The organism is Acidovorax sp. Leaf191, assembly GCF_001424425.1.
Lineage (GTDB): Bacteria > Pseudomonadota > Gammaproteobacteria > Burkholderiales > Burkholderiaceae_C > Acidovorax.
In genome coordinates this window covers 341987-367171 of record NZ_LMPT01000019.1, presented here as the reverse complement: position 1 = coordinate 367171, position 25185 = coordinate 341987, and the positions used below count along the sequence as shown (strand labels likewise).

Here is a 25185-nt window from a genome sequence, read left to right as displayed (position 1 = left end):
GGTATGGAGAAGACAGGAGCAGGGCGGCGGCGCCCGGCCATTCATCGACCCAGGTCGCCCGCGCAAGGCAGGTAGAGCCCTTCGGCCGTCGTGATGGACCGCGCAGCGCGCGCAGCGCGCGCGGTGGCGATGGCGGTGGCTTCTGCCGCCATGGTGGCCAGCACCATCATGCCCAGGCTCTTGCCGGCGCGGCCGGTGCCCAGGCTGAAGAGCGTGTCGCCGTCGGACATGGTGTGCACCGGGTTGATGCTGCGCGCCAGGCCGTCGTGCGCAGCCACGGCCAGGCGGTGCGCCTGTACCTTGGTGATGACGGCGTCGGTGGCGACCACGCCGATGGTGGTGTTGGTGCCCGCCAGCAGGGGCTGGGGCGGGTCGCCCCGCAGCAGGGCGCGGCGCGTGTCGCGCAGGCGCAGGCCGTCGTCGGTGCGGGCGCCGGCGATCACCTGGGCGGTGTCGGGGTCCACCACGTCGCCCAGCGCATTGCAGGCAATGAGCGCGCCCACCGTCACGCCATCCACCGTGACGGACGCGGTGCCGATGCCGCCTTTCATCGCGCGCTGTATGCCGAAGATTTTGCCCAGCGCCGCGCCCGTGCCCGCGCCCACGTTGCCTTCGGCCGGGTCGGCGGTGGAGGCGGCGTCGCACGCCGCGTAGCCGGCTGCTGCATCGGGGCGGATGCGCATGTCGCCCACCAGCAGGTCGAACAGCACGGCCCCCGGCACGATGGGCAGGCGGCCCACGGCTACGTCGAAGCCGATGCCACGCTCCTCCAGCCAGCGCACCGCGCCGCTGGCCGCATCAAGCCCCCAGGCGCTGCCGCCGGCCAGCATGATGGCGTGCACCTTGTCCACCAGGTTGGAGGGGTCGAGCAGGTCGGTCTCGCGGGTGCCGGGCGCTGCGCCGCGCACGTCCACGCCGCCCACGGCGCCGTCGCGGGTCATGATCACGGTGCAGCCGGTGGGGCGGCGGGTTTCGGTGAAGTGGCCGACTTCGATGCCGGCCACGCGGGTGATGCTGCCGGCGTCGCCGGCCAGTGCGTGGGAACTCATGGCTGCCGATTATGGAGCCCTGGTGCCGCGCCGCGCTGGCGCTGCGTCAATGCCCGGCGGCCCAGGTCATGGCGCCTTTTCGATGTGCACCACATGGTAGGCACCGCCCACCTGCTCGGCCCGGAACCGCACCTTGTCGCCCGCCTGCAGGCTGCCCACCACGCCCGCGTCCTGCACGCGGAACACCATGGTCATGGGCGGCATCTGCAGGTTCTGGATCTCGCCGTGGCGCAGCGTGACGCGCAGGGTCCGCGGGTCCCAGCGGGTGATCTCGCCCTCGCTCAGCGGTGCCTGTGCGGCCGCCGATGCCGGCTGCTGCGCGCCGTCGGTGCTGTGGGTGCCGTGGGCGCCCTGGGCGCTGTGGCTGTCGCTCGCCGTGGCTGCAGAGGCCTGTGCCGGGGCCTGCGCGAGGACAGGAGCCGACGCCAGGATCAGCAGGCTGGCGGCCAGGGTGATGGCGATGTTCGTCATGTGGATGCCTTGCGGTGGTAGCTGTTGAACACGCGGGTGCTGCCGTCCCGCAGCACCAGCAGCACGTCGTACGGGTCGCGGCGGTTGCCGTAGGCGGCGCCGTCCATGCCGGGCGAGCCCACCGGCATGCCGGGCACCGCCAGGCCCAGCGCCTTGGGCTTTTGCTGCAGCAGGGCGCGCACGTCGCTGGCGGGCACATGGCCTTCGACCACATAGCCGCCCACCAGCGCGGTGTGGCACGAGCCCAGCCGGGGCGGCAGGCCCAGGCGGGCGCGCACGGCGTTGTTGCCCGTGTCATGGACCTTCACGGCAAAACCATGGGCCTGCATGTGGTCCAGCCAGTCCTGGCAGCAGCCGCAGTTCGGGTCTTTCCAGACTTCCAGGGGGGTGGGGGCCGCTGCAGGTGTGGCCAGGGGCAGGGCGCCTGCGACGAGCAGGCCCACGCTGCGGGCCAGCCAGGTGCGGCGGTTGCCGGTTGTGGGGTGTTGCATGGGATGCCTTCTTTCTCTCTGCGTTCGTGAATGTTCCGTGTCCGTGGGACCTCAGTGCGCTACCGCCGGTCTAAACCGGCACAGCACAACGCCAGTGCCACCGTGGAACCGGCTTTGCCGGGCCACCGGTGGCGTCCCCCTCTGGGGGAAGGCGCGCAGCGCCTCAGGGGGGGCTCACCGTGATGGTCCCGGTCATGCCTGCCTGGTAGTGGCCGGGAATGAGGCAGGCAAAGTCGAACTCGCCGGGGCGGTTGAACTGCCACACGATGTCGCCCTTTCGGCCCGCGGCCACATGGGCCATGTGGGGCTCGTCGTGCTCCATGCCGGGGTGCCTGGCCATCAGCTCGGCATGCGCATCCAGGTCGGCCCGGGTGCCGATCACGATCTCGTGCAGCACCCGGCCCTTGTTCTCGGCGCGCAGGCGCACTGTCTCGCCTTCACGCACCACGATGCGGCTGGGCGTGAAGCGCATGTCGTCGGTCATGCGGATGGTGATGGTGCGGGCCACCGCCCGGGCGTCGCCTGCGATGCCCCAGGCCTTTTGCTCCTTGGCTGCGGGCGCGCTGCGGGTGTGGTGCGGTGTGTTTTCATGAGAAAAAGAGGCGCTACCGCTTGCCAGTAGAGCGCAAGCAGCTATCAATTGAATAGCATTCATGGATATGGATCTCCGTGGTCAGTGCGCGTGGCCGCCGGGCGCGGGCTTGCGGGCGTTGGGCGCCCCCGGGGCGGTGCCCGGGTTGCTGGTGCGTGGGGCAGGGGGTGTGCTGGCGGGCGTGCCCTGCCATTCATAGGCCTGGGTGCCGGGCGGCTGCGGGTAGTCGCCGGGGTCGCGGTAGTCGCCCGCCGCCTGGTCGGCGCGCACCTTGAAGGTGGTGAACATGCCGCCCATCTCCAGCGGGCCATAGGGGCCGGTGCCGGTCATCATGGGGAAGGTGTTCTCCGGCAGGGGCATCTCCATCGCGCCCATGTCGGCCATGCCGCGCTCGCCCATCACCATGTAGTCGGGCACGATCTTCTGGATCTGGCCGACCAGGCCTTCATGCTGGACGCCGATCATGGTGGGCACGTCGTGCCCCATCGCGCCCATGGTGTGGTGGCTCTTGTGGCAGTGAAAGGCCCAGTCCCCGGGCTCGTCTGCAATGAACTCGATCTGCCGCATCTGGCCCACGGCCACGTCGGTAGTCACCTCGGGCCAGCGGGCGCTGCGCGGCACGGGGCCGCCGTCGGTGCCGGTGACTTCGAACTCGTGGCCGTGGATGTGGATGGGGTGGTTGGTCATGGTGAGGTTGCCCACGCGGATGCGCACGCGCTCGCCCTGGCGCGCCACCAGCGGGCTGATGGCCGGGAAGGCGCGGCTGTTCCAGCACCAGATGTTGTGGTCCAGCATGGTGTTGACCTTGGGGGTGCGCGCGCCGGGCTCCACGTCGAAGGCGTTGAGCAGGAACGCGTAGTCGCGCTGCACCGGCGCAATGAGCGGATGCGCAGCCTTGGGATGCGTGATCCACAGGCCCATCATGCCCATGGCCATCTGCACCATTTCGTCGGCATGCGGGTGGTACATGAAGGTGCCGGGACGGCGCGCCACGAACTCGTAGACGAAGGTCTTGCCCGGCTGGATGGCCGGCTGGTTGAGCCCGCCCACGCCGTCCATGCCGTTGGGCAGGCGCTGGCCGTGCCAGTGGATGGTGGTGTGCTCGGGCAGCCGGTTGGTCACGAAGATGCGCACGCGGTCGCCCTCGACCACCTCGATGGTGGGGCCGGGGCTCTGGCCGTTGTAGCCCCACATGTTGACGACGAAGCCCGGGGCGACCTCGCGCACCACGGGCTCGGCCACCAGGTGGAACTCCTTGATGCCTGCGTTCATGCGCCATGGCGTGGTCCAGCCGTTGAGCGTGACCACGGGGTGGTAGGGCCTGCCGGTGGGCGGGTGCAGCGGGGGCGCAGTGTCGGCGCTCGCCTGCACGGCGGGTTCGGGCAGCGCGGCCAGGGCCGCGGTGCCCACCGATGCGGCGGCCACGGCTGTGGCTGCGCCGGAGAAGAAATGGCGGCGGTTCATGGTCAATGGCCTTGTGGTGTGGAGGGGGCTGCGGCGCCGGAAGCCAGGCCTTGCAGGGACTCGGGCGATGTACCGGTGGATGTGCCGGTGAGGGCCAGTTGCAGGTCGGTCTCGGCCAGCCAGAAGTCGCGCTGAGCGTTGATCGCATCGGCCACGGCCTGGGTGTTGCTGCGCGCCTGGGCCAGCAGTTCCCAGACGCTGGCGAGCATGCCGTTGTAGCGCAGGGTGGTCTCGTCGGTGATGAACTGGCGCAGCGGCACGACCTCGTCCTGCTGCTGGTGCGCCAGGTCGAGCGCGGTGCGGTAGGTCAGCCACGCGGCACGCACCTCGGCGCGGGCGCGCACGGCGGTGTCCTGCAACTGCGCTGCACTGAGCTGTGTCTGCGCCTGGGCGCGGCTGCGGGCTGCGCCGCCCCAGTCGAACAAGGGCAGCGGCAGGTCCAGCTCCCACCCGCGGGTGATCTCGCGGTGGCCGGTGTCGCGCTCTGCCGCGGTGTTGCGCTGGTAGGCCAGGCCGATGTCGCCGAACACGGCGCCCGCGCGGCGCCAGCCCTGCTGGCGGGCGTCCGTGTCCAGCTGGCGGCGCGCGGCCTGCACGTCCAGGCGCTCGCGCAGCGCGGTGGCCTCCAGGCCCTCCGCAGGCAGCGGGTCGGCAGGCAGCGCGGGCAGTCGGTCGGCCAGCGTGTACTGCTGCGCCGCCAGGCCCCACAGGCCCATCAGGCGGCTCAGTTGCTCGCGCTCTGTGGCGGCTGCCAGCCGGGCACGGGCGTGTTGGGCGTTCACCGCGTGCAGCACGGCTTGCTCGCGGGCCAGCTGCAGGCGGCTCCAGTTGCCTGCGCGCACCATGCGGCGGGCCAACTCGGTGCCCGCCTGGGCGGCCGCTGCCATGCGGTCGTGCGCGCCGGCCACCTCCTGCGCCGCCACGGCGCGCAGCCAGGCGCGCCGTGTGTCGGCCGCCAGCACCACCACCTGCTGCGCTGTTTGCAGCGTGGCGATCTGCAGGCGCTCGGCCTGCCGCTCGGTGCGCCAGGGCAGCGTCACGAGGTCGAGCAGGTTGAACGCCAGGCTGCGTTCGATCTCGCGCTCATGGGCGTTCTGGAGCCGCGCGAGCGAGACATGCGGGTTGGGCAGCGTGATGGCCTGCACGCGCTCGGCATCGGCCACACCCAGCGCGGCCAGCCGTGCCTGCAGCCCCGGGTTGTTCAGCAGTGCGATGCGCACGGCAGCATCCTGGGTGAGGGGCGTTGCCAGCAGCGCTTGCACTGCCTGCTGTGCCTGCGCACTGGCTGCCGCGCCAACGGGAGGCAATGCCGCCCGGGATGTGCTGCCGGTACGGTGGGCGGTGAGCGCGGCCACGTAGCCCCGCAGGCCGTCGGGTGACACGCTGGCGCAGCCGGCGAGCAGGGCTGCCGCGGCCAGCAGGCTCCAGCGGCAGGGGGCGTGGCGGCCAGCGCGTACCGCGGTTGCGGCGGGGAGGGTGCTGCGGTTCATGGCTGGCCCCCCGGTGCTGCGGGGTGGTGTTGAGGCCCGGCACCGGGCGCGGCGGGCGCGGCAGGCCGGCGCGCCGCTCGCTCGCGGGTCTCCCACGCCAGGATGTCCGCGTGGCCGCGGGGAAATGCGGCCACTGCATGGTTGGCCTGTGGCCAGGGCAGGGGCTGCGCTGCGGCATGGGCCACAGGGGGTTGCGGCCCCAGGTTTTGGTAGGTGAGCGGGGCGGTGGGCGCATCAGGGTCGGCGGCGCCGTGGTGGGCGGCGGGCTCGGTGCCAGCACCCGCAGCGTGGGCAATTGCGGGGCTTGCCAGGGCCAGCGGCGCGAGCAAGGGCGCCATCAGCGCAAGGTGCGCGGTGTGCCGCGAGGTCCGCAGAAAAAATGGGTGTGCAGAAAAGCGCATGGAGATCTCCAGACAACGAAATCGTGGGAGCGCTGCAGGCTGGTGCAGGCACGCAGCCGGGGTGTCGGGGCCTGGGGGCGCCTGGTGGTGTGATCGCACGCGGTGTTCGGCGCTTTCCGCCCCGCACGTCCCGTGGGCTGCAGCGCTGCGGTGTGCAGGCTGGTGCCTCGGTCAGCAGGGGGAAAGTCACCGCTCCAACTGCGCAGTCACGCCGTGCCGGCGCCACAGGCCCCGAGTGCAGACGCACTTCGGGCGTTGGAGATCAGGCGATGGGGGGCTTGATGGCGCGCGCCGCAGGGGCGCTGACGAACTGCGCGAACGCGCGGGGCAGGCCCGAGCGTTGCGGTATGGGCGCGGGGCTCAGCGCCGCCGGGCCTTCGAGCATGGCCGAGTGGCAGATGTCGCAGGCCGAACAGGTGCTGGTGTGGTGGCTGTGCGCGTTGCAGCCGCCTGTGGCGTCGGTTGCACCGTGGCAGGCGACGGCTGGCAAGTCCTCTGCGGGCGCCTGGCCGTGGTCATGATCGTGGCCGTGGCCGTGGCCGTGGCCGTGGTCATGATCGTGGTCATGCCCATGTTCATGGCCGGCCTCCGGTACGCCCACGATGGCCGGGCTGAAACCGTGCGCCGCTGCCGCGGGTGCGGCCTGGGACGAGTAGGCTGGCGCAGGGTGGGCACCTGTGGCGCCGTGCACCGGGGCAGCTGCCGGGCCGGCCGGTACCGACGGCAGCATGCCTGTGGCCATGGCAGTGCCCATCAGGCCCCTGAGGACCAGCACCACCATCAGCACGAAGTAAAAGCCGCGACGCATCCCGTGATGATAAGGGAGCCCCGCACGGGGTTGCGTTGCCGCACGCCTGCCACCCGGCCAGCCGTGAGGGCGTCTTCCTACACGTGGCTCTGCCGATGCCATGCGCAAATATGAGTACATATTTCGCGCGGAGTTGATTAGGATGGACAAACGCTGTCCGGCCGCTGGCGCCGGCGCTGTCGATGGTCAACCATGCCCCCCCGCAAAGAAGCCCCGTCCCCCTGAAAGGTCGCTGATGCCTTCGTGGCCGCCTCGGATCGCCGCACTCTGGAGCACCCTCTCCGCCAGAATCCGTTGGCTGATCCTGGTGGCATCGCTCCCCGCCGCGGCACTGGTGGTGCACCAGGCCAGCGAGCACCGGCTGGCAGGCGTGTCCGCCGCCCAGGAGCGGGCCCAGCTCACCCTGCGCGCGGTGGTGGCGGGCCAGGAGCGGCTCATACAGTACACCCAGGACTTCCTGGGCAAGCTGGCCACGCTGCCGCAGGTGCACGATCCGTCGCAACCCGCATGCGGCGTCTTTCTGGCCGAGGTGCTGGCCCTGCAGCCCCTGTACGTGAACATCGGCGTGCCGCGGGCCGACGGGGAACTGCTGTGCAATGCCCGCCCGCTCAAGGCGCCGGTGAACGTCGCCAACCGGCCGTACTTTCAGCGGGCCCTGACGGAACGCGAATTTTCGGTCGGGGCCTTCCAGATCGACCGGGCGGCGCAGGTGGCGAGCGTGAACTTTGCGGTTCCCGTCATTCCACCCGGCAGTACGCAGCCGGTGGGCGCTGCCGTGGCGGTGGTGGGCCTGGAGTGGTGGAGCCGGCGCCTGTCCGACCTGGGCCTGCCCGAAGGCGCCGTGGCCCGCGTGACCGACCCGGACGGCAAGGTGCTGGCCCGCTTCCCGCCCGACCCCGCCGAGCTGGGATCGGTGCTGGACGATGACGCCGAGTTCAGCGCCGCACTGCTGCAGTCCGGGCAGGGCGTGCTGCAGCGCACCACGGCCAAGGTGCCGCACCTGGTGGTGTTCCAGCCGCTGATCGAATCGCGCGGCAAGGCCGTGGCCACCATGAGCCTGACGGTGCCCCTGGGGGCGCTGTACGCCGAGGCCAACAAGCACATGTGGATCGACATGGCCTTCCTGCTGATGGGGGTGGCGCTGTCGTTCCTGCTGGCGCGCGCCGGTGTGCGGCGCGCCGTCACCCGGCCCCTGCAGCGCCTGATTGCGGCCACCGACGAGCTGGCGCAGGGCCGCCATGTGCCGCTGGAGCGCACGCTGGGCCTGGCCGAGCTGTCCGAGCTGGGCCGGCGCTTTGACCGCATGGCCCGCACGCGGCAGGCGGCCGAGGTCCAGCTGCGCCAGAGCGAAGAAAACCTTGCCATCACCCTGCATTCCATCGGCGACGCGGTGATGGCCACCGATGCGGCAGGCAACATCACGCGCATGAACCCGGTGGCCGAGCGCCTGACGGGCTGGCCCTTGGCCGAGGCCATCGGCCGGCCGCTGCGGGATGTGTTCCGCGTGGTCAATGCCAGCACGCGGCAGGCGCAGCTCGACCCCGTGCAGCTGGTGATGACGGGCGGCGAAGTGGTGGAGCTGAGCAACCACACCACCCTGATTGCGCGTGATGGCGCCGAGTACCAGATCGCGGACAGCGCCGCCCCCATCCGCAACGCGCAGGGCCAGATCGTGGGGGTGGTGCTGGTGTTCAGCGACGTGACCGACGCCTACCAGGCGCGCGAGCAGCTGCAGGCCAACGCCGCACGCTTTCGCACGCTGGCTGCGCTGTCGTCAGACTGGTACTGGGAGCAGGATGCGCAACTGCGCCTCACGCGGCTGGAGGGCAGCTCCGAAAGCCCGCCCGTGCAGGAGGCTGCCAAGCTCATCGGCAAGACCCGCTGGGAGGTGAACTCTCCGGGCGTGAGCGATGCGCAGTGGGCAGAACACCGCGCGCAGCTGGCCCGGCACGAGGAGTTCCGCGACTTCGAGTTCCAGCGCGTCGCCCCGTCGGGCGAGGAATACTGGGTGTCCGTCAGCGGCACGCCGGTGTTCGACGAAGAAGGCCGTTTCGCAGGCTACCGGGGCGTGGGCAAAGACATCACCGCGCGCCGGCGCGACGAGCGCGAGCTGCGCATCGCAGCCATCGCATTCGACTCGCAGGAGGGCATGATGGTGACCGGCCCGGACACCATCATCCTGCGCACCAACCGCGCCTTCACGCGGCTCACCGGCTACGACGCTGAAGAAGCCGTCGGCCGCCCCGCCAGCCTGCTGGCGTCCGGCCACCACGACAAATCGTTCTTCGATGCCATGTGGGCCAGCCTGAACACCACGGGCGAATGGCGCGGCGAGATCTGGAACCGCTGCAAGAGCGGCGAGGTGCGCCTGAACTCCATGGGCATCACGGCGGTGCGCGACGGGCGGGGCGTGCTGACGCACTACGTCGGCATGCTCAGCGACCTGACCCAGCGCACCCAGGCTGCCCGCGAGATCGAGACACTCGCCTTCTACGACGCCCTCACGCACCTGCCCAACCGCCGCCTGATGATGGACCGGCTGCAGCAGGCGTTTGCCACCAGTGCCCGCACGGGCATGCTGGGCGCGCTGCTGTGCCTGGACCTGGACCACTTCAAGACGCTGAACGACACGCTGGGCCACGACATGGGCGATGTGCTGCTGCAGCAGGTCGGCCAGCGGCTGGCGGCTTGCGTGCGCGAGGGCGACACGGTGGCCCGGCTCGGTGGCGATGAATTCCTGGTGCTGCTGGAAGACCTGGGCGGGCAGGCCACCGAGGCGGCCGAGCAGGCCCAGGCCGTGGGCGAGAAGATCCTGCTGGCACTCAACCAGTCCTACCAGCTGGCATCCCACCACGTGCACAGCACCACCAGCGTGGGCGCCGTGCTGTTCGACGCACAGGGCCAGACGGTGGAAGACCTGGTCAAGCATGCCGACCTGGCCATGTACGCCGCCAAGACCGCCGGGCGCAACAGCATCCGCTTCTTCGACCCCATGATGCAGGCGGCGGTCACCGCCCGCGCTGCGCTGGAGAGCGACTTGCGGGTGGCGCTGGAGCAGGGTCAGTTCGTGCTGCACTACCAGCCGCAGATGGGCAGCGGCCTGCGCATGGTGGGGGCTGAGGCGCTGATCCGCTGGAACCACCCGGTGCGAGGCATGGTGGCTCCGCTCGAGTTCATCACGTTGGCGGAAGAGACGGGTCTGATCGTGCCCATCGGGGAATGGGTGCTGCGCACCGCCTGCCTGCAACTGCGGCGCTGGCAGGGCCACCCGGCGACATCGTCACTGCAGGTGGCCGTGAACGTGAGCGCCCGGCAGTTCCGCCATGCGCACTTCGTGGAACGGGTGGTGGCCGTGTTGCGCGAGACGGGGGCAAGGCCCGAGCAGCTCAAGCTGGAGCTGACGGAGAGCCTGGCGCTCGAGAACGTGGACGACACCATCGACAAGATGCACGCCCTGCGCGCGCTGGGGCTGCGGTTTTCGATGGACGACTTCGGCACCGGGCAGTCGTCGCTGGCGTACCTCACGCGGCTGCCGCTGGACCAGCTCAAGATCGACCAGAGCTTCGTGCGCAACATCGGCATCCAGCAGGCCGATGCGCTCATCGTGCAGACCATCATCGGCATGGCGCACAGCCTGGACATCGACGTGATCGCCGAAGGCGTGGAGACCGAAGAGCAGCGCGCCTTTCTGGAGCGCCACGGCTGCAACCTGTGGCAGGGCTACCTGCTGGGCAGGCCTGTGCCCATGGAAGAGATCGAGCAGCGGCTCATGGCGCCTGCAACCAGTGGGGCAGCGGCCGCGCGGGGCAACGTGCCGGGCAGCGACGAAGGCCCGCCTCACACCGCCATGTAGCGCCCTGGCCGGTGGTTCATGGCCAGCACCAGGTTCAGCGCCACGGCGCCCGCCATCGACCAGGCCACGCGCATGGGCTCCACCGTCCACAGGGCCAGCAGCACGATGCAGCAGTCCACAGCCATCTGCACCTTGCCGGCGCGCCAGCCGTAGCGGTCCTGCAGGTACAGCGCGGCGATGCCCACGCCGCCCAGGCTGCAGCGGTGGCGAAACAGCACCAGAAAACCGGTGCCGGTGATCAAGCCACCGGCGATGGCGGCGTACAACGGCTGCAACTGCGCGAACTGCAGCCATTGCGACTGCATTTCCGTCAGCAGCGATAGCAGCAGCACCGCGATGAAGGTCTTGACCGTGAAAGCACGCCCCAGCTTGCGCAATGCCAGCCAGTAGAACGGCAGGTTGAGCACGAAGAAGATCTTGCCGAAACCGATGCCGGTGGCGTAGTGCAGCAGGAAAGCCAGGCCTGCGGTGCCGCCGGTGAGCAGGCCCGCGGTGGTGAAAAACGCGACGCCCAGAGAGATGAGCAGTACGCCGGTGAAGATGGCCACCGCGTCCTCGGTGAGCGTGTGCGGCACGGCGGCGGGCGGTGCGGCCACAGGCACTGGGGTGGAGGACGGGACAGAGCTGGCAGGAGAACTCGGCATGGATGGGGCAGTGCAGGGCCGTGCGGGGTGCGGACGTGAATTGGACCATGCAATACGCGTGCCGGACTTGTCGCTCATCAAGGGCGGGTGGGGCGGAATGCCCATGGGTTGCCCCCTGGGTTGCCGGTGTGCCGCAGATGTAACACCTGCAACCCCGGGGGGCGCGCGGCGGTCGGTCGGCCGGTTCCTGCGAAAATAGGCGGTTTTGCCCGCGGGGGACCGGTTCCCTGGTGCTTTCTCCCCTTGGGGGATGGCCGTCGCAGTGAATGGTTTCTCAGGGATGTATCCGCAACACACACTCAGCAGCTCAGGACTCGTGGTCCTGCTCCAGCAATGGATGCAGGCCGATGCGGGCGCGGCTGCGCGTGCCGATGTGGCGCAAGAGCTGGGCCAGTGGCTGAGCACGGTGGATGCGGTCACCCTCAGCCGGTCGCTGCATGCCATCGATGCCTTTCCGGCCGGGGAGGCGCCTGGTGCGGGCGTGGCGGACCTGCAGGCATTGCAGGCGCTGTACGAGCGCACCCAGGCGGAGCTGACGGCGCTGGCGTCGTCCAAACCCGTGCCCCCCAAGCCGGCACGCGAGCGGGCCGACAACACGCGTGCCCAGGCGCCCAACCTGCAGGCCGAGGCCGAGTACGGCTTTCATGCGCCGCGCTACCTGGGCCTGCAAAAGCAGATGGATGCGAAGCTCTTGGGTTTGCGCGCGCAGGTGCGCCACGGGGTGTCGCAACGCTCCCGAGGCCTGAGGCAACTGGCGGCCCTGGACACCGTGATGGAACAACTGAGCTTTGTGCGCGAGCAGCGCCTGTGGGCCTCCTTGTCCGCCCACCTGGACCGGCGCCTGGTGCAATTGCGCCGCGCCCACCAGGAGCGGCTTTCGGCCCAGGGGCTGCCGGATGAACCCCAGCGCTGGCGGCAACCCGGAGGGTGGCTGCACGCGTTCGAGCGCGACATGCAGGCGCTGCTTCTGGCCGAGATGCATGTGCGGCTGCAACCGATCCTGGGCCTGCTGGAAGCAGCCCGCAACGAGAACTTGGAACGACACGAATGAACAAGAGTGTGATGGCTGCCGTATTTGCCCTGGGCCTGGCGGCAGTGGGTTGGGTAGGGTGGGGATTCGTGGGGGCGAGCCCGCTGGCGCTGGCGATGACGGTGGCGATCGGTGCGGTCTACGTGCTGGGCGCGGTCGAGCTGATGCAGTTTCGCCGTGGAACGGTGGCACTGACCACCGCGCTGGCGGATGGCGCGCAGCAGCCCGTGGTGGACCTGGGCCCCTGGCTCGACCGCTTGCCCGCCGCCCTGCGCCACCCGGTGCGCCAGCGCATCGAGGGCGAGCGTGCCGTGCTGCCGGGGCCGGCCCTCACGCCGTACCTGGTGGGGTTGCTGGTCATGCTGGGCATGCTGGGCACCTTCCTCGGGATGGTGGTCACCTTCAAGGGCGCGGTGTTCGCGCTGGAGACCTCGGGCAGCCTGGAGGGCATCCGCGCCGCCCTGGCCGAGCCCATCAAGGGCCTGGGCCTGTCGTTCGGCACCTCGGTGGCGGGCGTGGCCGCATCGGCCATGCTGGGCCTGCTGTCTGCCATGGCGCGCCGCGAGCGCCTGGCGGCCGTGCGCCAGCTCGACGCACGCATTCCCACCGTGTTCCGCGCGTTCTCGGCCAGCCATCGCCGCGAAGAGACCTTCCAGGCCCTGCAGCAACAGGCGCAAGCGATGCCGCTGATCGCCGAGCGGCTGCAGGCCCTGGTGGACGGGCTGGACCGACGGCACGACCAGCTGGCCGACCAATTGCTGGCGCAGCAAAAGGGTTTTCACACCGAGGCGTCGTCGGCCTACACCCAGTTGGCCGGCGCCGTGGGGGCGTCGCTGCACGACAGCCTGGGCGCCAGCGCCCGCGTGGCCGGCGAAACGCTGCGGCCCGTGGTCGAGCAGGCCATGGCCGAACTGGCGCGGGAATCGCAACGCGCGCACCAGCGGCTGGCCGATGCCACGGCGGCCCAGATGCAGGCGCTGGCAGCCCAGTGGGAGGGCACGGCACGCCAGGTGTCGGACACCTGGACATCGGCCCTGGACAAGCACACGCAGCTGCAGGACCGCCTGATGGGCGGGTTCGATGGCGCGCTGCAGTCGGTGACCCAATCGTTCGAGCAACGCTCCGCAGCGCTGCACGCGGCCCTGCAGGACACCGCGGCGCAGTCGCAGGCTGCCCAGAAGGCGGCCGACGAACAGCGCCTGGCAGGGTGGACGCGGTCGATGGAAGGCATGGGCGAGACGCTGGCCGCGCAGTGGGAGCGGGCGGGTGCACGCGCCGTGGAACAGCAGCAGGGCATGCGCGACGCGCTGGAGGGCGCCACAGCGCGCCTGGACCAGTCCCTGCTGGCCGCCACCCAGGCCTTCGAGCAGCGCTCCACGGCCCTGGTCGCATCGCTGCAAGATACCGTGGCGCACACCCATGCGGCCCAGGCAGCGGCCGACGCGCAGCGCATTGCCGGCTGGCGCGCATCGATGGAAGACACCGCCCGCTTGATCGCAGCCCAATGGGAGCGCGCGGGCGAGCAGGCCGCAGCGCAGCAACAGGGCGTGGCGCAGGCGCTCGCAGGTGCTGCCGCACAGCTGGGCGAGTCGCTGCAGGCAGCTACGCAGTCGTTCGACGAGCGCTCCGGTGCGCTGCTGTCGTCGTTGCAGGACACGGTGGCGCACTCCCACACCGCCCAGATGGCGGCCGACCAGGCGCGCCTGGCCGGTTGGAACGCGTCCATGGAGGGTATTGCGCAGTCGCTGACGGCCGAATGGCAGCGCGTGAGCACCCAGACGCTGGAGCGCCAGCAGGCCGTGTGCGACGCCCTCGAGACCGCCGTGACGGGGCTCACCGGACGCATGGGCGAGCAGGTGGCCAAGACGCTGGACGGTACCGCGCGCCTGATGGACCAGTCCGAAGCCTTGCTGCGCACCCGCACCGACGCGGAGGCCCAGTGGCTGCAGGCGCAGGGCGACCGCATGGATGCGCTGGCAGGCGTGTGGCGCACCGAGCTGGCCGCGCTGCGCGATGCCGAGGCCGAACGCGGGCGTGCGGCGGTCGACCGCCTGGAGGACTTGCAGGAGGCCGTGGCCCAGCACCTGGCCACGCTGGGGTCGGCGCTGGAGGCACCTCTCACCCGGCTGCTGCAAACAGCATCTGACGTGCCGCAGGCTGCGGCCGAGGTCATCGCCCAGCTGCGCCACGAGATGACGCAACTGAGCGAGCGCGACAACGTGGCGCTGGCCGAGCGCACGGCCATGATGGAGCAACTGGGCACGCTGCTGCAGTCCGTCAACGAAGCCGCAGCCCAGCAGCGCGGCGCCATCGAATCCCTGGTGGGCACGGCGGCGTCGGTGCTGGAGCAGGCGGCGTCGCAGTTTGCACAGGCGCTGGACAGCCAGGTCGGCAAGGCGGACGAAGCGGCGACCCACGTGGCGGCCAGCGCAGTGGAGCTGTCGAGCCTGGGCGAGGCGTTCGGACACGGCGTGGGGCTGTTCACCGCCAGCAACGACAAGCTCATGGATAGCCTGCAGCGCATCGAAGGCGCCATCGGCCAGTCCCTGTCGCGCAGCGACGAGCAACTGGCCTACTACGTGGCGCAGGCGCGTGAAGTGATCGACCTGAGCATCGCGTCGCAGCAGGGCATTGTGGAAGACCTGCGCCGGCTCAAGGGCAGGGCGGTGGCCGCCGCCGAGCCGGAGGTGGCCGGATGATGGGGCTGGACGACACCATCGACAGCGTGGACGACGGCTCCGAGCAGACCGCCCCGGTCTGGGCGGTGTTCGGTGACCTGATGGCGGGCCTGCTGGGTGCTTTTGTGCTCATTCTGGTGGGCGTGCTGGTGGTGCAGGTCGACCTGGTGGCCAGCCTCAAGCACGAGGTGGAAAAGCGCCAGCACGAGGAGCAGCGGCGCATGGCGCTGGAAAAGGCCCTGGCCGGCCCCCTGGCCAGTGGCCGCGTCACGGTGAATGACGGGCGCATCGGGATCAGCGGCAGCGTGCTGTTCGCGGCGGGCTCCGACGAACTGCGGCCCGAGGGGCGCCAGTTGCTCAAAAGCCTGGTGCAACCGCTGCAGGTCTACCTGCGCGAGCGCGACGAGATGCTGATGGTCAGCGGCTTTACCGACGACACCACGCTGCTGCGCGGCAGCCAGCAGCGCTTTGCCGACAACCTGGAGCTGTCGGCACAGCGGGCGCTGACCGTGGCGCGGGCGCTGATCGACGAGGGCATGCCGTCGTCGCAGGTGTTCGCCGCGGCATTTGGTGCGGAGCAGCCCGTGGCCTCCAATGCGGACGAGAAGGGCCGCGCGCAGAACCGGCGGGTGGAGATGGCCCCCGTGCCCAAGGCCTCTGGCGCCCGGCCCGTACGCGATGAGTGAACCCACGCTCGAATCGCTGCGGGCCGATGGTGCCGACGGCCACGACCCGGTGCGCTACCGCTACCTGGAGGTGATGGCCAGCCGCATGCAGCACCAGCCCCCGGCGGTGCAGCAGGTGCTGGCGCAGCGGCTGCAGCGGGCCGTGGCCGCCTATGCGCAGGGCGCCGGCACGGCGGCGCAGACGGGGGAGTGCGCCGCACCGGCGGCAACAGCGGCCACCGCGGCGCCTTCACCCCTGGCGCTGCTCAACCGCGAGCTCGACGCGCGGGCCCAGGCGGATGCGGACCGGGTGCGCATCGAAGGTGGTGCCAGTGCGTCGGACATGAAGAGCGTGCGCCAGTTCAGCGAGGTCTGGTCCCGCATCGCGGCCGAGCAGCAGGTGGCGCAGGCCATCGACCGTGGACCGGAGAATGCCGGGCCGCTGAACCCCCACAAGCTGATGCTGCGCTCGCTCAGCCTGATGCAGGACCTCTCGCCCGACTATCTGCGCCGCTTCTTGTCGCAGATGGACTCGCTGCTGTGGCTGGAGCAGGCCAACAGCCCGCGCCCCCGCAGCATGGGCGTGGCCGCCAACCGCGGTGCCCGGGGCCGGCCCAGGGCATAGCGGCACGGTCTGCACCTGCCCTGCATATGCTTGCGCGGATGGACAGGGGCTGGGCGCGGCGCCTAGGCCTTGGTGTGGGTGCTGGCGTCGCCCGCAATGTGGCGCTGCAGCAGTTCGTTGGACTCGTCCAGCGCCTGGGCGGTTTCGCTCAGCTGCTGTTCGAGCTGGTCCGTGCGCTCTACCGCCGCCTGCAGATCGCCTTGCAGGGCTGCGTCCGGAATCTGCGTGGTCAGCACTGCATGTACCACGTCCAGATCGTTGGCCGCGGCTTTGATCTGCTCTGCGGCTTCCTGGTTGTTGTGCAAGACCTTCGCCATGTCGGAGGGCTGCGTGGTGGGGGCTGCGCTGGGCATATGTAAGTCTCTCTGAGTCAGAAGATTTCACTTCTCCCATCGGGGACGCGGCGCAATCGCCTACATGCCGGGATGTCGTAAGAGGTGAGATTCTAGACTTCGCCATGGCAAACAGACAGCAGGGCCCGCAGATGCCTCTCAGCACCATCCTCGTCGAAGACAGCAAAACCATCCAGGAAACCCTGATACCCGCACTCGAAGAGTTGGCGGACGCACAGGTCGTGGCCGTTGCCGCCACGGCCAGCGATGCCATCGAGGCGCTGGCCGAGTGGCGCGAGGACTGGCAACTGGCGGTGGTGGATCTGTTCCTGCAGGAGGGCTCCGGAATGGATGTGCTGGAGGCCTTGCAGCAAAGAAAGGGGCTCTGGGCCCGACAACCGCCATCGCGGCAGGGCCACCCGGGGCAGCAGGTCTATGTGCTGTCCAACTACGCCACGGCGGACATGCGCCGCCAATGCAAGGCCCTGGGCGCCGACGGCGTGTTCGACAAGTCCACCGAGCTCGAAGCCTTTTTTGAGCGTTGCAGCGAACTGCCGCACGCCGCCCGCCGTGCGCTCCAAGCCGACAGGGGGGGCGCCGGGCTCTGACACAGGCCGAGGCCGACGCCCCCCGCAATGCCTATGCGCCACCAGTGGGCGGCGGGCGCAGTGCTCCGCTGAGCGCCAGGTCGATCAGTGCGGCCATCTCGTCCGCCGGTGCCATGGGCTTGAACGCGTTGACATGGGCACGCCCGGTGTTTCCGGCGGGCAGCCGGGCCAGCAGGTGGCCCAGGGGCACCAGGGCAAGCCGCAGCAACTGGCCCAGGCATTCGCGCAGGTCTCGCAACGCCCATGCATAGCGCAGCATCGCAAGGTGCGACCGCCAGTGCAGGTGCAGCGAGTTCTGGCCGAGCACGTGGGCGGCCTCCAGCCACTGCCAGCGCATGGCCGGTGGCGCTTCGCTCGCGCTCGCAAAACCGTGCAGCAGGTCGTCGACGGCGCGGTGCCGGTCGCCCGGTGACGGCGCTGCCGCACCCGGTGCTGGCGCCTGCGCCGCCAAGGTGGCGGCCAGTGCCCGCCAGCGGCGTTGGCGGTGAACAAAGAACCAGCGGGCAAACACCGCGCTCAGGGGCGTCATCAGCCAAGGCATGTGGCGGGGGACCACATCGATATCGTCGGTGTAGAGGGTGGCTCCGTCGGGCAGGGCCTGCAGCGTGATGCGGTGGTCCCACCGGCGCATCAGCGCACCGTCGCCGTGGTCCCACAGGGTGGGCCAGTGGCCGGGCTGCGCCTGTGGTGGTGGCTCGATCGCGATGCGCACGGTTTGCGAGCCCAGCGGCACCACGCCCAGCAGCCACATCTGCAGCTTCAGCTCGCCCGCCGTCCATTCGGTGGGCCAGGATGCGCCGTCCGTGGGCTTGAACCGCATCAGCGGCGCGGTGATGTGGCGAAAGACCGCCGTGCTTTGCAGTTGCCGGGCCACCCATGCGGGTGGTGCCTCCAGGCGGGTCGACAGATGCACGCGCATTCAGTGTGCACCGTTGCTGGCGTGGGCGCCCGTTGCCAGCTCCAGGCGCGCCTGGCGGATGACGCTCCAGCCGCCGCTGATGGCCAGCCCGGCCATGATGGCCGCCACCGCCAGATCCGGCCAGGCGGTGCCGGTGCCGAATACGCCCAGCGCTGCCACCATCACCGCCATGTTGCCCAGCGCGTCGTTGCGGGTGCACAGCCATACGCTGCGCATGTTGGCGTCACCGTCGCGGTAGGCATACAGCAGCACCGCCACCCCCAGGTTGGCGGCCAGCGCCAGCAGGCCGACCCCGCCCATGGTCAATGGTTCGGGCGGCACGCCCTGCCATGCGCCCCAGGCCACGCGCGCCACCACGGCCACGCCGAAGGCCAGCATGCTCACGCCCTTGACGAGCGCCGCCCGTGCGCGCCACGCCAGGGCCATGGACAGAACCCACAGCGACAGCGCATAGTTGGCCGCATCGCCCAGGAAGTCGATGGCGTCGGCCAGCAAGGACGCCGAGCCGGACTGCAGCCCCGCGCCGATCTCCAGCAGGAACATGCCCGCGTTGACGATCAGCGCCACCCACAGGATGCGGCGGTAGCGCGGGTCGGCACTGGCGGGGCCGTGCCCGTGGCCGTCGTCGTGATGGTGGTGCTGGCAACTGGCGGACATGAGGACCTTCTTTCTGTGAATCTCTGCAGGTATTGCAATGCGATGGCATGATTGGAAACCTTGAAGTCACTTGAAGGTCAAGCCATGACGCAGACTGTTGCGCAACTTCCCCAGCACCGCATCGGCGAGGTGGCCCGCCAGTCGGGCGTGTCGGCCGCCAACATCCGTTACTACGAAAAGGAAGGCCTGCTGGCGCCCGGCGTGCGTGAGGACAACAGCTACCGGCTCTACAGCGCAGACGATGTGCACCGCCTGAGGTTCATCCGCTTGTGCCGTGCCATGGACATGTCCCTGGACGAGGTGCGCACGCTGCTGGCGCTGGACTGGTCCCGCAAGGCCGACTGCGAAGCCGCGCGCGACACGCTGGATGAGCACCTGCAGCACGTGCGCAGCCGGCTGGCGGAGCTGCAGGCGCTGGAAGCGGACCTGCAGGCGCTGCGCGGCCGCTGCGACGGATCGGACACCCATTGCCACATCATCGAAGCCCTGCACGCGCGCGCAGACGCCCAGCCCGCGGCCTCGGGTGGCACGGGCGTCGGCAAGCGGCACGTGTAGTGCTGCGGCAAGGCAGTGCAGACCCGCTCGTGTGGGCGACGTGGGCGCTGGGGTGTGAGCAGGTGTTTCACGTGCCGCCATTTGCTATTGAATTGATAGCTGTTGGCGCTTGTAGATCGAGCGGCAGGGCCTGAAAACATCAAGGGCCACGTCGTGCATTCCTGCAGTGGCCGCCCACCGCTCGCCCGCTATGATCTGCCCATGATTGCGCGCTTGCCCGGCCTGTCCCTACCCGAACGTGTGTGGAGCACCGCGCGGCGCTGGGCGCTGGCGTGGTGGCGCATCCTGTACCTGGGCGCTGTGATGCTGGTGCTGGTGCTGTCGCCGTCCAGCTACGGCCGGGGCACCCGCCGCGCACTGGCGCGCCACCTCTATCTGGACACCGCGCCGGTGCTGCTGGGCTTCACGGTGCTGGCTGCGCTGATCAGCCTGGTGCTCACCCGCATCGTGGTGGTCACGGCCCTGAGCTACGGCCTGTCGCGCTATGCGCTCGAGATGGTGATCCGTGTACTGGTGCTGGAGCTGATCCCGCTGACCGCCGCACTGTTCGTGGCGATGCGCTGCACCATTCCCAACGGCACGCAGATCACCCGCCTGCGGCAGAACGGGCGCTTCGACGCGCTGCGCGCGCAGGGCTCGGACCCCGTGCGCATCGAGCTGCTGCCCCGTGTGATCGCCGGCGTTTTCGCCTGCATCACGCTCGCTGCGCTCAGCTGCGTGGTGTCGCTGGTGCTGGCGTATCTGGGGGTGTATGGTTTCAACCTCGCAGGGCTGCAGAGCTACACGCGCATGTTCGGCCAGGTGTTCAGCCCCAGCGTGACCCTGGTGTTTGCGATGAAGACGGTGTTTTTTGCGCTGGCCGTGGCGCTGATACCGATGGCCGCGGGCCTGTACGACTCGGGCGATCGCACGCAGCCTGATTCCGAACTGGGCGGTCTGGCGCGCATGTTCGCGGTGCTGCTGCTGATCGAAGTGGCGTCGCTCATGGGCAACTACTACTGACCGCCACCGGCCGCCACCGCCTGCCCTTCGCTATCGCCTGCAAATCCCTGCCCCCATTCCTGGCCTATGAACGACTCATCCCACCGCACCCCTGCGCCCGGCCCGCCGGCCGACGCTCTGCACGAGCCCTCCGTGGAGACCCTGCGGCCCGTGGCGCACCTGGAGATCAAGGCGGCGGCGCTGCTGATCTTCACGCTCGCCCTCATCGTGGGCTCGGGGCTGTACCTGCTCTATGCGCGCGGCGCCTTCGAGCCCACGCAGACCCTGGTGCTGACGGCCGACGACTCCGAGGGCGTGGTCGTGGGCATGGACATGACCTTCTCGGGCTTTCCGATCGGCCGTGTGCGCCGGATCGAGCTGGCCGACGAGGGCAATGCCCGCATCATCGTCGACGTGCCGCGCAAGGACGCGCACTGGCTGCGCCAGTCCAGCGTGTTCACGCTGGTGCGCGGTATCGTGGGCGGCACCAACATTCGCGCCTACACCGGCATGCTGGGCGATGAGCCTCTGCTCGACGGGGCCGTGCGCCCAGTACTGCGGGGCGACGCCACGGCCGAGATCCCCCAACTCATGGCATCGGCGCGCGAACTGCTCACGAATCTGAACGCTCTCACGGCGCAGGACGCGGCCCTGGGCGGGAGCCTGGCGCAGGTGCGCACGCTCACCGAAAGGCTCAATGGCCCGGGGGGCGTGCTGGGCGTGCTGATGGGCAGCGAGGCCGATGCCAAGAAGATCGTGACCACGCTGGAGCGCACCAACGCCTTGCTCGCGCGCCTTGACGGCATGGCCGCCCGCGCGGACCGCCAGGTGTTCGGCAGCGACGGCAGCAAGGACGCACTGGTGCCGGAAGTGCGGGCTACGGTGGCCCAGCTCAATGGGCTGCTGGCCGACACCCGCACCAGCCTGCAGAAGGTGGATGCCGTGCTGGTCGAGGCGCAGGCCATCGGCGCCAACGCCCGTGAGGCCACCACCGACCTGGGCGCCTTGCGCGCCGAGGTGGAAAGCAATCTGCGCAAGGTGGAAAGCCTGGTCAACGAGATCAACCGCAAGTGGCCCTTCGCGCGGGACACGGAACTGAAGCTGCCATGAAGACTGCTGCATCGATGATGTCAACGCGCGGCCGGCTTGCCTTGCCCATTCGATTCCGTGCAGGGAGGGCAGCGCTGGTTGCCGCTGCGGCTTTGTGGATGCTGGGTGCCTGCTCCAGCAAACCCCCCGTGCCGGATTGGCAGATGAACGCCCATGCATCCGCCCAGAAGGCCTTGGAGGCGTATCTGTCTGGCAATGCACGCGTGGAGCAACTCGAATGGGACCGCGCACGGGCCGAAGTGGCGCGCACGGGACGGCCCGACCTGCTGGCGCGCCTGGAACTCGTGCGCTGCGCAGCGATGGTGGCCAGCCTCGTGCCCGGGCCCTGCGAGCGTTTCGAGGCGCTGCGCGCAGACGCGGCGCCGGCCGAGCAGGCATACGCCGACTACCTGGCAGGGCAACTGCAGCCGGCCCAGGCGGCACTGCTGCCCGAGCCGCAGCGTGCGGTCTCCGTGTCGGCCCACGCGGCGGCCGTGGCTGCGGTGCAAGACCCGTTGTCACGGCTGGTGGCTGCCGGTGTGCTGTTCAAGACGGGCCGCGCCGATCCGGCTGTGATGGGTACGGCTGTAGATACCGCCTCCGCTCAGGGGTGGCGCAGGCCGCTCATGGCGTGGCTGGTGCTTCAGCGACAGCGGGCTGAGGCTGCGGGCGATTCACAGGCCGCGGCCGCGCTGCAGCGGCGCATCGACATCCTGGAGCAGGGCGCTCCGGGCCGCTGATCACGCAGGCGGATCGATTCAGGGGCATCGAGCGCCGGATGCACTCTGTGGCGAACGGAGCGCATTGCGCGCATTGAGCGCAGTGAGGCCGGCACCTTGCCTGCCGTGCGAGCGGCTTACCGCAGGCGCGCCTGCAATTGGCTCTCGATATGGTCGCGCTCCAAGGCAAATTGCTGGGCGCTGATCTCCTGGGCTTCGTATTTGCGTGCGGTGGACAACAGCAGCACGGTGTTCTCAAGGCGTGTGTCCTGCTGCAGCGAAGGCGGCAGCGCGGTCAGCCGGTCAAAACTCTGCCGGTAGAACTCGCTCCAGCTCAGGGCGCCTGCCTGGGCCTGGGCCCGCGCACCCTCATGCCATCGCGCGAACTCGTCCAGGTTGCCGTCACGGGGGCTGGAGCAGCCCAACACCGCAGCAGCAACAGCCATGGCTGCGATGGACCAGGCGTTTCGAAGCGTGAGAAAAGTGGGGCCTGCAGGGATGCGAAAACGTGAGTTCATCATCGACCTCCATTTCTGGGCCACCATCGGAAACCATGGTGTGCAGCGCCAAATGGTACTCCGATGCTATGGTTTTTTCTAGTTGTTGTTGCGCCGGTAGCCAATGACCAAGCCCATGAGGGCGCTTTCACCCTCGCCAGTCGCCTCGCCAATCTGCTTATTCAAACAGGTTCGCAGGCAGAATTTCGTCCACACCGCCAGGAAGCATCGCCATGGAATCCGCCGACTGAACCGCGATGTCCGGCGTCATCACAGACGCAGCAGCCAGCACGGCAAGAACGACGGTACCGACAAACGCAGCAAGAGCACGCGTTCCGGGCGGCATGGGGTGGCGTTTCATGGCGATGTCCTTTGGAAAATGGGAAGGTCTCAATGACCTGGGTCGTCGCCTCAATGGTCGACGGTGTTATTTCAGCAAGCCGGGCAGCCCCCGTCTGTCAGACAACTGCGATACCAGGGAAGGACCCGTAGTTGTTGCCTTTGGTTGCAATTGAGGGTGTCGGTGCTGCTGTGCGGCTTGTGCAAACCACCTTGGCCTGTCTGACCAAGGCGCGCGTCTATTTCTGACAAACGCCCCCGTGCCGGCACACCCCTAATGAATCAGACCGACACCCGGTGGCCACGGACTTCAGGGCCCATTGCCAAGGTGCATTTCTGACGCTGCCGATGCGATGCAACGCGAGCCCCGTCAGCCATTGGGTTACCGCCGCAGGTTCAAACAGGAGGCTCATCATGCAATCCCATTTCATCAACCCCACGCTAGTGCGCGACTCCATGGTCGGCGAAGAAGACCCCGGCGCCGCGCTGGACGTTGTCAGATCGATGCTGCGCAGCCATGCCGAACCCAGCCCTGGCAGCACGGACGTCGACGCAAGAATCCACTTGAGTTGCAGTGACGACGGCAAGAACATCGATATCGGCGTCACCTGGCCTCACCACCCTTCGAGCGACGTCGCCAAGCTCCTGGGCCTGGTGGTCGCCAACCACGGCACAATTGCCGACACCGCGTGGTCACTGTCCGGCGCCACGGGCCTTGTTTCCATCGAGCTCGAGGTGGACGAAGACACCGATGGTGTTTTTTACGTCAGCCGCAGGGACTGCTGACCGGTGACCGCTGGGGACTCCCGGTGTCGTTGCCACGGTAGCCGTGTCATGGTTTGGGCGTCGGTCCCTTGCCGGTGGTGCTCACGCCCGGTTTGAACGGGCTGCGCTCCTTCAGATCATCCAAGTAGCCCTGGATTCCTTCAGTCTCCCGCTCCAGGAACCGCTCCACCGCCTCGGCGAATGCCGGATGCGCCAGCCAGTGTGCGCTGGTGGCCTGCACGGGCAGCAGCGCGCGGGCCATTTTGTGTTCGCCTTGTGCGCCGCCTTCAAAGCGGTGCACGCCGTGCTCTATGCACCACTGCAGAGGCTGGTAGTAACAGGCTTCGAAATGCAGGCAGTCCACGCGCTCCAGGGCACCCCAATAGCGGCCGTAGGCTGCGATGGGTGTTGTGTTTTCAGGCCCGCTGGCTGCGCTGCCGCTGGATGGATGGTCGCTGATTGCTATCAAACTGCTAGCGATCGGATGTCCGTCGCGTTCGGCGATGAACAGCAACCACGCTTGCGGCAAGTGTGCTGCCATGCGCGCGAAGAAGTCGCGGGTGAGGTAGGGCGGGTTGCCATGTTCGAGGTAGGTGCGCTCATAGCAGCGGTAGAAAAAGTCCCAGTCTGACGTACTGATGTCGGTGCCGCGCGCCCAGCGAAAGCGCACCCCGGCATCGGCCACACGGCGGCGCTCCTGGCGGATCTTCTTGCGCTTGTCCTGGGTCAGGCTGGCCAGGAAGGCCTCGAAACTGTGGAACGGCCGGCCGCCACCGTGTTGCGCCGGCGGTGCTGCGGTGGTGGCATGTTGCGCCGTTGCAATGGGCGCTGCTTGCGACCCGGCCTGGGGCGCGGCGGGAGCTTCGTCGCCGTGTGCCGGGGCGGTGTTCGTCCAGTGGAACTGCACGGTGCGTCGCAGCATCAGCTCCTGCTGGGCGCTGGCTTCGATGTCCGCATCGCTCGCAAACAGCATGTGCACCGACGACACGTTTTCCTCATCGCACCACTGGCACACCGCCTGCAGCAGCAGCGCCCGGGTCTCGTCGTCGCGTGCCAGCAGGCGGCTGCCCGGTACCGGGGTGAAGGGCACGGCGATCACGGCTTTTGGGTAGTAGGGTACGCCGTGCTGCTCGTAGGCGCTGGCCCAGGCCCAGTCGAAGACATATTCACCGTAGGAGTGGTTCTTGAGGTACAGCGGGCAGGCGGCCACCAAAGTGTCGCCGTCCCACAGCGTCATGAAGCGCGGCGCCCAGCCGGTGCGGGGCGCCGCGCTGCCGCTCTCGTGCAGGGCGGCCAGGTATTCGTGCCGCAAAAAGGGCGTGGGGTGGCTCTGGCGTGCGAGCAGGGCATTCCAGGCGGCTGCGTCCACATCGAGCGGGGACGCGATGACGCGGGCGATAATGGCAGCTTCCTCAGCCATGCGCTCTCCCGTGCCGCCCACTGCGGTGCGGGCCTGCATTGGC

At 69.3% G+C, this 25185-nt stretch carries 26 protein-coding genes; 11 read left to right on the top strand and 15 right to left on the bottom strand.

The genetic code is table 11. From position 1 onward, the window contains the following. Positions 1 to 41: 41 nt before the first annotated feature. From ASG27_RS15745 to ASG27_RS15710, 8 genes are all read right to left on the bottom strand, one after another. The gene (locus ASG27_RS15745; RefSeq protein WP_056421185.1) at positions 42 to 1049 is read right to left on the bottom strand and encodes a P1 family peptidase; all 1008 of its coding nucleotides are present in this window, start codon (positions 1047 to 1049) and stop codon (positions 42 to 44) included. A gap of 66 nt (positions 1050 to 1115) precedes the next feature. Further along, positions 1116 to 1520: a copper-binding protein gene (locus ASG27_RS15740; protein ID WP_056421187.1), complete on the bottom strand. Its 405-nt coding sequence runs from the start codon at positions 1518 to 1520 to the stop codon at positions 1116 to 1118. After that, complete coding sequence (locus ASG27_RS15735; RefSeq protein ID WP_082486084.1) at positions 1517 to 2011, bottom strand: DUF411 domain-containing protein; 495 nt, start codon at positions 2009 to 2011, stop codon at positions 1517 to 1519. Before ASG27_RS15735 ends, ASG27_RS15740 begins: the two co-directional genes overlap by 4 nt. 163 nt (positions 2012 to 2174) lie before the next feature. Then, positions 2175 to 2666: a cupredoxin domain-containing protein gene (locus ASG27_RS15730; protein ID WP_056172227.1), complete on the bottom strand. Its 492-nt coding sequence runs from the start codon at positions 2664 to 2666 to the stop codon at positions 2175 to 2177. Between the two features lie 18 nt (positions 2667 to 2684). Beyond that, positions 2685 to 4067, bottom strand: coding sequence for a multicopper oxidase family protein (locus ASG27_RS15725; protein ID WP_056421189.1), 1383 nt, complete (start codon positions 4065 to 4067; stop codon positions 2685 to 2687). Between the two features lie 2 nt (positions 4068 to 4069). After that, entirely contained in the window at positions 4070 to 5557 is a 1488-nt protein-coding gene (locus ASG27_RS15720; protein WP_082486085.1) for a TolC family protein, read from the bottom strand. Continuing rightward, positions 5554 to 5895 (bottom strand): hypothetical protein, encoded by a 342-nt coding sequence (locus ASG27_RS15715; RefSeq protein ID WP_082486109.1) that lies wholly within the window; start codon positions 5893 to 5895, stop codon positions 5554 to 5556. Before ASG27_RS15715 ends, ASG27_RS15720 begins: the two co-directional genes overlap by 4 nt. A gap of 325 nt (positions 5896 to 6220) precedes the next feature. After that, positions 6221 to 6766, bottom strand: a complete 546-nt coding sequence (locus tag ASG27_RS15710) for a hypothetical protein (RefSeq protein ID WP_056421191.1) — start codon at positions 6764 to 6766, stop codon at positions 6221 to 6223. A gap of 307 nt (positions 6767 to 7073) precedes the next feature. Between ASG27_RS15710 and ASG27_RS15705 the strand changes: the two genes are divergently transcribed. Next, positions 7074 to 10619, top strand: coding sequence for a bifunctional diguanylate cyclase/phosphodiesterase (locus ASG27_RS15705; RefSeq protein ID WP_235504126.1), 3546 nt, complete (start codon positions 7074 to 7076; stop codon positions 10617 to 10619). Here the strand turns inward: ASG27_RS15705 and ASG27_RS15700 are convergent. Continuing rightward, complete coding sequence (locus ASG27_RS15700; RefSeq protein ID WP_056421193.1) at positions 10604 to 11263, bottom strand: YitT family protein; 660 nt, start codon at positions 11261 to 11263, stop codon at positions 10604 to 10606. The two genes, ASG27_RS15705 and ASG27_RS15700, sit on opposite strands and share 16 nt — an antisense overlap. A 250-nt stretch (positions 11264 to 11513) precedes the next feature. On the opposite strand from ASG27_RS15700, the gene ASG27_RS15695 reads away from it, so the two are divergent. From ASG27_RS15695 to ASG27_RS15680, 4 genes are read left to right on the top strand one after another with little or no spacing between them, the layout of a single operon-like run. Beyond that, a complete protein-coding gene (locus tag ASG27_RS15695) occupies positions 11514 to 12314 on the top strand; it encodes a DUF3348 family protein (protein ID WP_327019746.1) in 801 nt (266 codons plus the stop codon). An 11-nt stretch (positions 12315 to 12325) separates the two neighbouring features. Then, positions 12326 to 14992 carry a DUF802 domain-containing protein gene (locus ASG27_RS15690; RefSeq protein ID WP_235504128.1) on the top strand — a complete coding sequence of 889 codons (2667 nt, stop codon included), beginning with the start codon at positions 12326 to 12328 and terminating at the stop codon, positions 14990 to 14992. After that, complete coding sequence (locus ASG27_RS15685; protein WP_056421199.1) at positions 14989 to 15657, top strand: OmpA family protein; 669 nt, start codon at positions 14989 to 14991, stop codon at positions 15655 to 15657. Before ASG27_RS15690 ends, ASG27_RS15685 begins: the two co-directional genes overlap by 4 nt. Next, positions 15650 to 16261, top strand: a complete 612-nt coding sequence (locus tag ASG27_RS15680; RefSeq protein ID WP_056421201.1) for a DUF2894 domain-containing protein — start codon at positions 15650 to 15652, stop codon at positions 16259 to 16261. The genes ASG27_RS15685 and ASG27_RS15680 overlap by 8 nt, the downstream gene beginning before the upstream one ends. Before the next feature lie 62 nt (positions 16262 to 16323). Here the strand turns inward: ASG27_RS15680 and ASG27_RS15675 are convergent, their stop codons facing one another. Beyond that, on the bottom strand, positions 16324 to 16614 hold the full coding sequence (locus ASG27_RS15675; RefSeq protein ID WP_056421203.1) for a hypothetical protein: 291 nt from the start codon (positions 16612 to 16614) through the stop codon (positions 16324 to 16326). A gap of 131 nt (positions 16615 to 16745) precedes the next feature. On the opposite strand from ASG27_RS15675, the gene ASG27_RS15670 reads away from it, so the two are divergent. Then, positions 16746 to 17201, top strand: a complete 456-nt coding sequence (locus ASG27_RS15670) for a response regulator (protein ID WP_056421205.1) — start codon at positions 16746 to 16748, stop codon at positions 17199 to 17201. Between the two features lie 31 nt (positions 17202 to 17232). Here the strand turns inward: ASG27_RS15670 and ASG27_RS26010 are convergent, their stop codons facing one another. Then, complete coding sequence (locus ASG27_RS26010; RefSeq protein WP_082486087.1) at positions 17233 to 18120, bottom strand: DUF3703 domain-containing protein; 888 nt, start codon at positions 18118 to 18120, stop codon at positions 17233 to 17235. Next, positions 18121 to 18777, bottom strand: coding sequence for a cation transporter (locus ASG27_RS15660; protein WP_056421207.1), 657 nt, complete (start codon positions 18775 to 18777; stop codon positions 18121 to 18123). 84 nt (positions 18778 to 18861) lie between these two features. On the opposite strand from ASG27_RS15660, the gene ASG27_RS15655 reads away from it, so the two are divergent. The 4 genes from ASG27_RS15655 (at position 18862) to ASG27_RS15640 (ending at position 22142) form a co-directional block, all read left to right on the top strand. Then, positions 18862 to 19332, top strand: a complete 471-nt coding sequence (locus ASG27_RS15655; protein WP_056421209.1) for a Cd(II)/Pb(II)-responsive transcriptional regulator — start codon at positions 18862 to 18864, stop codon at positions 19330 to 19332. Positions 19333 to 19533: 201 nt separating this feature from the next. Beyond that, on the top strand, positions 19534 to 20334 hold the full coding sequence (locus tag ASG27_RS15650) for an MlaE family ABC transporter permease (protein WP_056421210.1): 801 nt from the start codon (positions 19534 to 19536) through the stop codon (positions 20332 to 20334). 66 nt (positions 20335 to 20400) lie between these two features. Further along, a complete protein-coding gene (locus tag ASG27_RS15645; protein WP_056421211.1) occupies positions 20401 to 21423 on the top strand; it encodes an MlaD family protein in 1023 nt (340 codons plus the stop codon). 143 nt (positions 21424 to 21566) lie between these two features. Further along, the gene (locus tag ASG27_RS15640) at positions 21567 to 22142 is read left to right on the top strand and encodes a hypothetical protein (protein ID WP_442854105.1); all 576 of its coding nucleotides are present in this window, start codon (positions 21567 to 21569) and stop codon (positions 22140 to 22142) included. Between the two features lie 116 nt (positions 22143 to 22258). Here the strand turns inward: ASG27_RS15640 and ASG27_RS15635 are convergent, their stop codons facing one another. Beyond that, positions 22259 to 22639, bottom strand: coding sequence for a hypothetical protein (locus ASG27_RS15635; RefSeq protein ID WP_056421315.1), 381 nt, complete (start codon positions 22637 to 22639; stop codon positions 22259 to 22261). A 157-nt stretch (positions 22640 to 22796) separates the two neighbouring features. Next, positions 22797 to 22979: a hypothetical protein gene (locus tag ASG27_RS15630; RefSeq protein WP_056421212.1), complete on the bottom strand. Its 183-nt coding sequence runs from the start codon at positions 22977 to 22979 to the stop codon at positions 22797 to 22799. A gap of 392 nt (positions 22980 to 23371) precedes the next feature. Here ASG27_RS15630 and ASG27_RS15625 point away from each other — a divergent pair, with 392 nt between their 5' ends. Then, complete coding sequence (locus ASG27_RS15625; RefSeq protein ID WP_056423215.1) at positions 23372 to 23743, top strand: hypothetical protein; 372 nt, start codon at positions 23372 to 23374, stop codon at positions 23741 to 23743. Between the two features lie 46 nt (positions 23744 to 23789). Here the strand turns inward: ASG27_RS15625 and ASG27_RS15620 are convergent, their stop codons facing one another. After that, positions 23790 to 25142, bottom strand: a complete 1353-nt coding sequence (locus tag ASG27_RS15620; RefSeq protein WP_056421316.1) for a GNAT family N-acetyltransferase — start codon at positions 25140 to 25142, stop codon at positions 23790 to 23792. Between the last annotated feature and the right edge of the window lie 43 nt (positions 25143 to 25185).